General features: G+C 64.6%; 7 protein-coding genes and 1 pseudogene. 1 reads left to right on the forward strand and 7 read right to left on the reverse strand.

The window, feature by feature from the left end; translation table 11 throughout:
* Window positions 1-57 precede the first annotated feature (57 nt).
* Complete coding sequence (locus VKR55_RS27330; RefSeq protein WP_324408318.1) at window positions 58-222, forward strand: DUF3309 family protein; 165 nt, start codon at window positions 58-60, stop codon at window positions 220-222.
* A 129-nt stretch (window positions 223-351) separates the two neighbouring features.
* Here the strand turns inward: VKR55_RS27330 and ligD are convergent, their stop codons facing one another.
* The 7 genes and pseudogenes from ligD to VKR55_RS27365 all read right to left on the reverse strand — a co-directional run.
* Entirely contained in the window at window positions 352-2,997 is a 2,646-nt protein-coding gene (ligD, locus tag VKR55_RS27335; protein WP_324408319.1) for a DNA ligase D, read from the reverse strand.
* Between the two features lie 88 nt (window positions 2,998-3,085).
* Window positions 3,086-3,274, reverse strand: a pseudogene (locus tag VKR55_RS27340) (DUF6496 domain-containing protein); the annotation flags it as partial.
* A 63-nt stretch (window positions 3,275-3,337) separates the two neighbouring features.
* Window positions 3,338-4,027 carry a response regulator transcription factor gene (locus VKR55_RS27345; protein ID WP_324408321.1) on the reverse strand — a complete coding sequence of 230 codons (690 nt, stop codon included), beginning with the start codon at window positions 4,025-4,027 and terminating at the stop codon, window positions 3,338-3,340.
* The gene (locus VKR55_RS27350; RefSeq protein ID WP_324408322.1) at window positions 4,024-6,747 is read right to left on the reverse strand and encodes a sensor histidine kinase KdpD; all 2,724 of its coding nucleotides are present in this window, start codon (window positions 6,745-6,747) and stop codon (window positions 4,024-4,026) included. The genes VKR55_RS27345 and VKR55_RS27350 overlap by 4 nt, the downstream gene beginning before the upstream one ends.
* A gap of 42 nt (window positions 6,748-6,789) precedes the next feature.
* Window positions 6,790-7,392, reverse strand: a complete 603-nt coding sequence (locus tag VKR55_RS27355) for a K(+)-transporting ATPase subunit C (protein ID WP_324408323.1) — start codon at window positions 7,390-7,392, stop codon at window positions 6,790-6,792.
* Window positions 7,393-7,506: 114 nt separating this feature from the next.
* Entirely contained in the window at window positions 7,507-9,621 is a 2,115-nt protein-coding gene (gene kdpB / locus VKR55_RS27360; RefSeq protein WP_324408324.1) for a potassium-transporting ATPase subunit KdpB, read from the reverse strand.
* A 15-nt stretch (window positions 9,622-9,636) separates the two neighbouring features.
* A partial coding sequence (locus VKR55_RS27365) for a potassium-transporting ATPase subunit KdpA (protein ID WP_324408326.1) occupies window positions 9,637-10,475 on the reverse strand: 839 nt, incomplete at its 5' end.

Raw genomic sequence — 10,475 nt, forward strand, 5'->3', positions numbered from 1 at the left:
GGTTTTCTCCGCCGAACCAAACGAACACGCGCCCTTGAAGCGGCTGAGGAGAGGGAAATGTCCATTGGCACCATCATCCTGATTATTCTCATCATCGCGCTGCTTGGCGGCTTCAGCGGCCTCGGCGGCAGACCATTTTATGGCACCGGCTATTATGGCGGCGGCGGCCTCGGGCTCGTCATCGTCATCTTGTTGATCCTGATCCTGCTGGGGAGGATCTAATCCATTGTTACTCTCGTCATTCCGGGATGCGTGCGAAGCACGCAGGCCCGGAATCCATAACCCCAGGTCGTGGTTATGGATTCCGGGCTCGCGACTTCGTCGCGCCCCGGAATGACCGCTTGCGATTGGTCAACCACCCAACTTCTTCATCGCCGCCTTGATCGACGAGGCGGCATCATCATAGTCCTGCCACGCTTTCGCCTTCGCCAGCAGCGGCGGCACGGTGCGGACTGTAAAACGCTTCGGATCGAGGTCGCCCTTCACCTGCGCCCAGGTCAGCGGCATCGAGACCGTGGCGCCGTCGCGCGCCCGCGGCGAGAGCACAGCGACTGCCGTCGACATGCGGTCGTTGCGCAGATAGTCGAGGAAGATCTTTCCGTTCCGCTTGGCCTTCGACATGTTGAGGAGGTAGCGCTCGGGGGTCTCGCGCGCCATCAACTGGCAGACACCCATGGCGAACGCCTTGGCCTCCTTCCACGTCACCCTGTCCTTGGCGCCGGAAAGCAAGGGCACCACGACATGCATGCCCTTGCCGCCGGTGGTCTTGCAAAAGCTTTCCATGCCAAGACCGGAGAGATGCTCGCGCATGGTTTTCGCGGCCTCGATCACCTCAGCGAACGTCACGTCGGGCGCTGGATCGAGATCGAAGACCAGCCGGCCCGGCACGTCATATTGATTGGGTGCGCAATTCCAGGGATGCAGCTCAAGTCCGCCGAGTTGAGCCACGGCGGCCAGCCCCTCGATGCGGTCGATCTGCAGGTACGGCTTGCGATCGCCGGAGACCCTGACCAACTCCAAGAGCTTCGACGTGCCTTGCATGCCATGGCGCTGGAAAAACTGCTGGCCCTTGATGCCATCGGGGGCGCGTACGATCGAGCACGGCCGCCCCTTGAGATGCGCCATTATCCATTCGCCGACCACCTCGAAATAGCGCGCCAGATCGAGCTTGGTGACGGCTTCACCATCGCCCGCGTCGGGCCACATCGCCTTGTCCGGATGGGAGATGGTGACGCCCATCACCTCGGGCGATTTCTTGTCGGCGGATTTCGTGCCCGACGCGGCAGGCTTCCCGGATTTGACCGCACTCCTGGCCACAGCCGGTTGCGCCACGTTCGTCATCGCCGGCATCTCGGCGCGGACCTCGCGCGCATCCTTGTCGCTGCGCAGGCCCTTGAACGCGGCCTGGCGGATGTTGCCGTCGGTGGTCCAGCCGGCGAATTCGATTTCGGCGACCAGCTCGGGCTTCAGCCAATGCACGTCACGTGCCTTCTGCGGCGCGTTGGCGCCGCCGAACGGGCTCTCGTCGGACGCCGCTGCCTTCAGCGCCGGCATGATGCGTTTCACCTTGTCCTGGCCGAAGCCCGTGCCGACCATGCCGACAAATGCAAGGTGACCGTTGCGATAGACGCCCGCCATCAGCGAGCGGAACTTGCCGTTCGTGGTTTTCCAGCCGCCGACCACGACCTCCTGTCCAGCGCGAGCCTTGGCCTTGGTCCAGTTTTCGTTGCGGCCGGAATGATAGGGCGCACTCAGCTTCTTGGAGATGACGCCTTCGAGATTGAGCTCGCGCGCGGACTCCATCACGGCCTCGCCATCGACCTCGAAATGCTCGACGTAGCGGATCGCCTTGCCTTTGCCGTGCTCCTCCAGGAGCTCCTTCAGGCGCACCTTTCGATCGCGCAGCGGCAGGCGGCGGAGATCCATGTCTTCGACAAACAGCAGGTCGAAGGCAAAGAAGATCAGCTTGTCCGTCTTGCCGTCTGACAGCGCGGCCTGCAGCGCCGAAAATCCCGGGACGCCATTATGGTCGAGCGCGACGATCTCGCCGTCGATCAGTGCATCGGGCAGCGATCCCGCCTCTTTGGCGATGGTCTGGAATTTTTCGGTCCAGTCGAGCCCCTTGCGGGTCTTGAGCGATGCCCTGCCGTCCTCGACCCGCAACTGCATGCGATAGCCGTCGAACTTGATCTCATGCCCCCAGCCCTCGCCACCGGGCGGGCGTTCGACCGGGCTGCAAAGCTGCGGCGCGATGAAGGCGGGGATAGTGTCGATGCGCTTGGCCTCCACGCGTCTCGCCGGCCCGCCCGCCTTGCGCTCGGCCCGCGCCTCCGCCGCCTCGCCGCGATTGGAATGCCAGACCGCATCGGCCTTGCCGCGGCCGTTCTTCGCCATCATGAACGGCTTTGGCGCCCTGCCCTTGCCCCCGGCGATTTCCGCGATCGAGCGCCCCGATGCCACCGAACGATCCTCGTCGAGGATATCGTTGGCCTCGCCCTCTTTTGCGTATTCGTCGCGGTGCTTGATCAGGAGCCAGTTGGTGCGGTTGCCGCCGGTGCGGTCGTGGCGCATCCGCACCAGCACCCAGCTCCCATGCAGCTTGTCGCCGTAGAGGTTGAACTTGAGATCGCCTTTCCTGAAGCCGGCTTCGGGATCATCCGAATCCCAGTAGCCGCGATCCCAGAGCTGCACGGTGCCGCCGCCATATTGGCCCTTCGGGATCGTGCCTTCGAAGTCGCCGTAATCGAGCGGATGGTCCTCGACCTCGACCGCAAGCCGCTTGTCATGCGGGTCGAGCGAGGGACCGCGCGTGACTGCCCAGGACTTGAAGACGCCGTCGAACTCCAGCCTGAAGTCGTAATGCAGCCTTGTTGCGGCATGCTTCTGGATCACGAACCGCCGCCGCTTCGACGGCGCGACCTTGGCCTCGCCCGAGGGCTCGGCGGTTTTGTCGAAATCCCGCTTTTTGCGGTAGGTAGACAGTTTGCGCGAGGGCACGGGCAATCTCTTAAAGCCGAACGGCGCGAGCCTAGCACGACCCGATGCCCGAGCCAGTCCCGAACGCAACAAATCCGCCACCCTACCGCGTGCGCTTTTTTGCGGCCCGCTTCGGCACCTTCGCGCCCTTCTCGCGCGCCTCGGAAAGGCCGATCGCGATCGCCTGCTTCCGGCCCCTGACCTTGCGGCCGGAGCGGCCACTCTTCAGGGTGCCCGCCTTGCGCTTCTTCATCGCGCGCTCGACGCTGGCTGATGCCTTCTTCGAATATCTCGCCATGGATTTTCTCCCGGTTACGGGAAACCAATCCAGCCAGCGATCGATGGTTCCGATCCCGCGAGCCTAGTCCGCAGCGCGAAGGCGATAGCCGATGCCGGTCTCGGTCAGCACGAACTGCGGGCGCTCCGGATCGGCCTCGATCTTCTGGCGGAGCTGCCGCACATAGACGCGCAAATACTGCGCATCCGTCAATTCATCCCACAATTCCTTCAGCAGGAAGCGATGGGTCAAGACCTTGCCGGCGTGCTGCACCAGCACGCGGAGCAAGTCGTATTCCTTCGGCGACAGCTTGATCTCGCGCTCGCCGACCTTGACGATGCGGCGCACCAGGTCGACCGAGAGGTCGCCGGAGCGAAACACCGGCCGCTCGCCGTGGGCCTGCAATTGATGCCGCAGCGCCGCGCGCAGGCGCGCCAGGAGTTCATCCATGCCGAACGGCTTGGTCAGATAGTCGTCGGCGCCAAGGTCGAGCGCCTGCACCTTGCCGGCTTCGTCGCCGCGGCTCGACAGCACCACGATGGGTACTGCCTCGTTGCGCGAGCGAATGGTGCGCAGGAGCTCATGGCCCTGGATATCGGGCAGGCCGAGATCGAGGATGATCAGCGCCGGATGCTGCGTCAGAAACTCCAGCGCCGTCTTGCCGTTGGGTGCCTCCAGGATTTCGTAGCCCTGCGTCGAGAGCCCCAACCGCAGCAACTTGCGGATCGGGGGTTCGTCGTCGATGACGAGCACCTTGATCGATGGCGCGTTCATGCGGCGGTATCCAATGCGTCGGCGCCGGCCGGCACCGGCAGGCGGATGGTGATCACGGCGCCGCGGCGATCACCGCGGTTCGCCGCGCTGATCCGTCCTCGCATCGCCTCGACAAAGCCGCGTGAGATCGCGAGCCCCAGGCCGGTGCCGGGCCGGACGTGATCGCCCTTTTGCACCCGGTAGAATTTGTCGAACACGCTTTCGAGCTCGGTCGGCGGAATCCCCTCCCCCTCGTCGGCTATCTGCAGCACAACAAAGCCCTTCTCGCGAACGCTTCTGATCGAGATCGTGCTGTCCGGCGGGGAATATTTCGCGGCGTTGTCGAACAGGTTGAATAGCACCTGCTCGAACAGCACGGCATCGAGCTCGAGCATCGGCAGGTCGGCGGCCAATTCCAGCGAGACCTTGTGTCGTGCGAGGATCTTGCCGGCGCGGTGCAAGGCGCTGCCGACGATTTCGCCGATATCGTGCAGCGCCGTGTTGGGCACGATGGCGCCGGATTCCAGCTTGGTCATGTCGAGCAGATTGGCGATGAAACGGTTGAGTCGCTCCGATTCGTCGATCACGGTCGCAAGCAGGTCGCGCTTCTCGATGTCCGACAGATTGCTGGCGAGATCGCGCATGGTCGAGGCGGCCCCGAGCACGGAGGCGAGCGGCGTCTTGAGGTCGTGCGAGATCGAGGTGAGCAGCGCCGAGCGCAATCGCTCCGATTCCACCGTGCGCTTCACCTTGTCCATGTCCTCCACCAGCAGCACTCGCTCGATCGCGAGCGCGCCCTGGTCGACCAGCGCATCCAGGAGGCGGCGCTGGTCCGGTGTCAGCAACGGCCCGGTGCGGTCATCGTCGATGCCGATCACGCCGATCGACCCGCGCCCGGTGCGCATCGGCAGGAACAGCCGCTTGGCGCCGGGCAGCGTGTCCGAGCCGCGCCCGGCCGAACGGTCGTTGCTCCAGGCCCAGTTCGCCGCAGCGAGATCGGCCTGATCAAGTTCGTCCTCCGGCGGATAGCCGGCTTTCACCGTCAGCATGCCGTCCTCGGGCAGCAGAAGCACCACGCGCACCTTCAGCATCAGCGCTATCTGATAAGCGGTTGCCCACAACACGTCGTCGAGCGTCGCCGTGCCGGCGAGCTTGCGGCTGAAGGCATGGAGCTGTTCGGTCATCCGGATGCGGCCGATCGCGGTGTCGGCCTGGGTGCGTACCCGGCCGGCGACGTTGGAGACCAGAATTGCAACGACCATAAAGAAGAAGAACGCCGCGATGTTGGTTGGGTCGGCAATGGTGAAGGTGTAGATGGGCGGCAGAAAGAAGAAGTTGTAGCAGAGCGATGCGATGACGCTCGCAAGCAGCGATGGCCACAATCCAAAACGGACGGCAACGATCACCACTGCGGTGATGAAGACGAGATCGACGTTCTCGACGCCAAAGTGCGGCTTGATCGCCGCTGCGACGCCGAGGCTGAGCGCGGTGATCAGAAGCGCTATCAGATAGGGCCGCGGATTGAACGGCTCGATCCGCGCCGCCGTCTGCACCGCAGGCTTGCTGGCGGGCCCCGGCGGCAATTCGTCGCCGGCAATGACGTTGACGCTGATATTGCCGGCGCGCCGCACCAGATCATGCACCACCGAGCCCTGCACGATCTCGAACCAGCGCGAGCGCGTGGACTTGCCGATGATGATCTGCGTCACGTTGTTGGCGTGAGCGAAGCTGATGATGTCGTCGGCGATTCGGCGTCCGACGCCGGGAATGGTGATCGCCTCGGCGCCGAGCGCTTCGGCAAGTCGCAGCGTATCGGCGAGACGGTCACGCTGCTCATCGGAAAGCTGCAGGCTGCGCCGCGTCTCGATCGAGATCGCCGTCCACGGCGCGTGCACGCGGTCGGCCACTCGCTTGGTGTAGCGCACCAGCCCGGCCGCGCGCGGATCCTCGCTGACGCAGACCAGGATGCGCTCGCCCGCCGCCCAGGGCCCGGCAATGGCGTTGGCCTGCATATGGTTCAGGAGTTGCTCGTCGACGCGATCGGCGGTACGCCGCAGCGCGAGCTCGCGCAGCGCCGTCAGATTGCCCGGCGAGAAATAATGCTCCAGCGCGCGCTCGGCCTGCTTGGGGACGTAGACCTTGCCCTCCTTCAGCCGCTGGATCAGGTCATCCGGCGTGAGGTCGATCAGCTCGATCGCGTCGGCGCGGTCGAAGATCGAGTCCGGCACCGTCTCGCGCACCCGCACATGGGTGATCTGGGCGACGACGTCGTTGAGGCTCTCGATGTGCTGGACGTTGACCGCGGTATAGACGTCGATGCCGTGGGAGAGCAGCTCTTCCACGTCGAGATAGCGCTTGGGATGGCGGCTGCCGGCGACGTTGGTGTGCGCGAGCTCGTCGACGAGCGCGATCTGCGGATGCCGCGCGATCACGGCGTCCAGGTCCATCTCCTCCAGGATCTGGTCCTTGTACTCCATGCGCTTGCGCGGGATGACTTCGAGCCCTCGCAGCAGCGCCTCGGTTTCCGCGCGGCCATGGGTCTCGACATAGCCGACCACGACATCGGCGCCCGCCTTCAGCTTGGCGTGGGCGCTTTGCAGCATCTCGTAGGTCTTGCCGACGCCTGGGGCGGCGCCGACAAAGATCTTCAGCTTGCCAAGAGGACTTTCCTCCCGCCGGACCGCCTCCAGGAGGGCTTCCGGCGAGGGGCGTTGTTCGGGATCACGGCGCTGATTTGCCATGCGGCCAATATAAGCGGGGCTGAGGGCTGGGCCTAGCCTCGCCTATTTGGAGGCCGCATCGAGCGCCAGATTCAGGGCCAGGACGTTAACGCGGGGTTCACCGAGCAGACCGCCAAGGCGGCCCTGGGTATTCTCGGTAACGAGCTCGCGGACCTTGTCCTCCGACAGGTTGCGGGCCTTGGCGACCCGTGGCGCCTGGAACAGGGCGGCTTCCGGCGAGATGTCCGGATCAAGCCCGCTGGCCGAGGTGGTGACGAGGTCGACCGGCACGGGCTGGGAAGGATTGTCCGCCTTCAGTTTCGCGACGTCTTCCTTGATCCGGTCGTTCAGCGCCTTGCTGGTCGGGCCCAGGTTGGAGCCACCGGAATTGGCTGCGTTGTAGGGCGCAGGCACCGTCTTGGTCGAGTCGTTCGGATCGGGCGCCGTAGTCGCCGACGGCCGACCATGGAAATATTTGTCGCTCTTGAACTCCTGCCCGATCAGGGCAGAGCCGACGACCTTGCCGTCCCTTTCGATCAGGCTGCCTTCGGCCTGCTTCGGAAAGATCACGCCGGCGACTGCGGTGATAGCAAGCGGGTAGGCCAGGCCCGTGATCAAAGTGAGCGCGAGCAGGAGGAGGATGGCGGGACGGATTTCTCGTAACATTTTGGTCTCCTAAGTCTCCTCGTCATTGCGTGGAGCGAAGCGACGAAGCAATCCACATTGGTGGTCCGGCGATGGTTCTGGATTGCTTCGCTTCGCTCGCAAGGATGGTTGCCGTTAAGCCAGGTGCAAGGCGGCGACGACGAGGTCGATCGCCTTGATGCCAACAAAGGGAATGACGATGCCACCGACGCCGTAGATCATCAGGTTGCGGCGGAGCAGCGCGCCGGCACCGATGGCGCGATAGGCGACGCCTTTCAGCGCCAGCGGAATCAGCGCGATGATGATCAGCGCGTTGAAGATGATGGCCGACAGGATGGCGCTCTGCGGGCTCGACAGGTTCATGATGTTGAGCACCTTGAGCTGCGGGTAGAATGCCAGGAACATCGCCGGGATGATGGCGAAATACTTCGCTACGTCGTTCGCGATCGAGAACGTCGTCAGCGTGCCGCGGGTCATCAGGAGCTGCTTGCCGATTTCCACCACCTCGATCAGCTTGGTCGGGTTGGAATCAAGGTCGACCATGTTGCCGGCCTCGCGCGCCGCCTGCGTGCCGGTGTTCATGGCGACACCAACGTCGGCCTGCGCCAGCGCCGGCGCGTCATTGGTGCCGTCGCCGCACATCGCCACCAGCTTGCCCTTGGCCTGCTCGTCGCGGATCAGCTTCAGCTTGTCCTCGGGCGTGGCCTGCGCCAGGAAATCGTCGACGCCGGCTTCCGCCGCGATCGCCGCTGCCGTCATCGGGTTGTCACCGGTGATCATGACAGTGCGGATGCCCATGCGGCGAAGCTCGGCAAAGCGCTCGCGGATGCCGCCGTTGACGATATCCTTGAGCTGGATCACGCCAAGCAGGCGGCCGTCTTTCGCGACCGCCAGCGGCGTGCCGCCGGATTTCGCGATCTCGTCCGCAATCGACTGCAGTTCGCGGCCAACATCGGAGTTCAGCAGCGGCTGCAACGAGCGCACCGTGTTGCCGCTGGCCACCGGCTGCGAGCCGCCGCCCGACACATAATTGAGGATTGCTTCGACCGCGCCCTTTCGCACCGACGAACCGCCGGCATCGACGCCGCTCATGCGGGTCTGCGCCGTGAACGGGATGAAGGTGGCGCCAAGCTCGGCCATGTCACGGCCGCGGATGCCGTATTTCTCCTTGGCCAGCACGACGATGGAACGGCCCTCGGGCGTCTCGTCGGCGAGCGAGGCGAGCTGGGCCGCGTTGGCAAGCTCCTGCTCGGTCACGCCGCGCACCGCACGGAAGGCGGTCGCCTGGCGGTTGCCGAGCGTGATGGTGCCGGTCTTGTCCAGGAGCAACGTGTCGACGTCGCCGGCCGCTTCGACGGCGCGGCCGGACATCGCGAGCACGTTGAAGCGCACCAGGCGGTCCATACCGGCGATACCGATCGCAGACAGCAGCGCGCCGATGGTGGTCGGGATCAACGTCACGAACAGCGCCACCAGCACCACGACCGAGATCGAGCCGCCGGCATAGGCCGCATAGCTCGGGATCGTCACGGTCGCGAACACGAAGATGATGGTCAGGCCCGCGAGCAGGATGTTGAGCGCGATCTCGTTCGGCGTCTTCTGCCGCTCGGCGCCCTCGACCAGCCTGATCATGCGGTCGATGAAGGTCGAGCCCTGGGCTGCCGTGATGCGCACCTTGATCCAGTCGGACAGCACCTGCGTGCCACCTGTCACCGCCGAACGGTCGCCGCCGGACTCGCGGATCACCGGCGCGGACTCACCGGTGATGGCCGCTTCGTTCACGGAGGCCACGCCTTCGATCACCTCGCCATCGGAGGGGATGTTGTCACCGGCCTCGACCAGCACGATGTCGCCGACCTTCAGGCTGGTGCCGGGCACGAGGCGAATCGTGCCATCCGAGCCCGAGAGCAGCTTGGCCTGGCTCTCGGTGCGGGTCTTACGCAGCGAGTCGGCCTGAGCCTTGCCGCGGCCCTCTGCCACGGCCTCGGCGAAATTCGCAAACAGCACGGTGAACCAGAGCCACACGATGATCTGGAAAGTAAAGCCGAGATGCTCGCCGCCGGTTGCAAGGTCGCGCAGGAAGATCACTGTGGTCAGCGCGGCCACGATCTCGACCACGAACATCACGGGGTTCTTGATCATCGCCCGCGGATGCAGCTTGACGAAGGACGCCCGGATCGCGGGGTTGAGGATCTTCGGATCCAGCATCGTCGACATCGACGAGCGCTTCTGCAATTTCATGGTTTCCATGGAGGTCGCTCCGGATCAGAACAGGGTGTTGGCGTTGCCAGCGAGATGCTCGACGATGGGACCGAGCGCGAGCGCCGGGAAGAAGGTGAGGCCGCCGATGATCAGGATGACGCCGACGACGAGGCCGACGAACAGGCCGCCCGTCGTCGGGAAGGTGCCCATCGAGGCTGGGATCGACTTCTTCTCCGCAAGCGAGCCCGCGATCGCCATCGCCGGCACGATCATGAAGAAACGACCGACGAACATCGCGCTCGCAAGCGTCAGGTTGTAGAAGAAGGTGTTGCCGGACAGCCCCGCAAAAGCCGAGCCGTTGTTGCCGGTCGCGGACGTGAAGGCATAGAGCACCTCGGTGAAGCCGTGCGGCCCCGCATTGGCCATCGAGGCCACTGCCGACGGCAGCACCACGGCGACTGCGGTCCAGCCGAGTATCATCAGCGGCAGCACCAGAATCGCGAGCATCGCCATCTTGACCTCGCGCGCCTCGATCTTCTTGCCGACATATTCCGGTGTACGGCCGACCATCAGGCCGGCGACAAAGATCGCCAGCACCACGAACAGCAGCATGCCGTACATACCGGCGCCGACGCCGCCAACGATGATCTCACCGAGTTGAATATTGATCAGCGGAATCATGCCGCCGAGCGCGGTGAAGCTGTCATGCATGGCGTTGACCGCGCCGCAGGAAGCGGCCGTGGTGATCACGGCGAACAGCGAGGAGGCAACGATGCCGAAGCGAACTTCCTTGCCTTCCATGTTGCCGCCGGTGAGCCCCAGCGCGTGGAGCGCGGGGGTGCCGTTGGCCTCGGCCCAATAGGTGACCGTGACGCCGGCGAGGAACAGCACGCCCATGACGG

This window comes from Bradyrhizobium sp. (assembly GCF_035309285.1).
Lineage (GTDB): Bacteria > Pseudomonadota > Alphaproteobacteria > Rhizobiales > Xanthobacteraceae > Bradyrhizobium.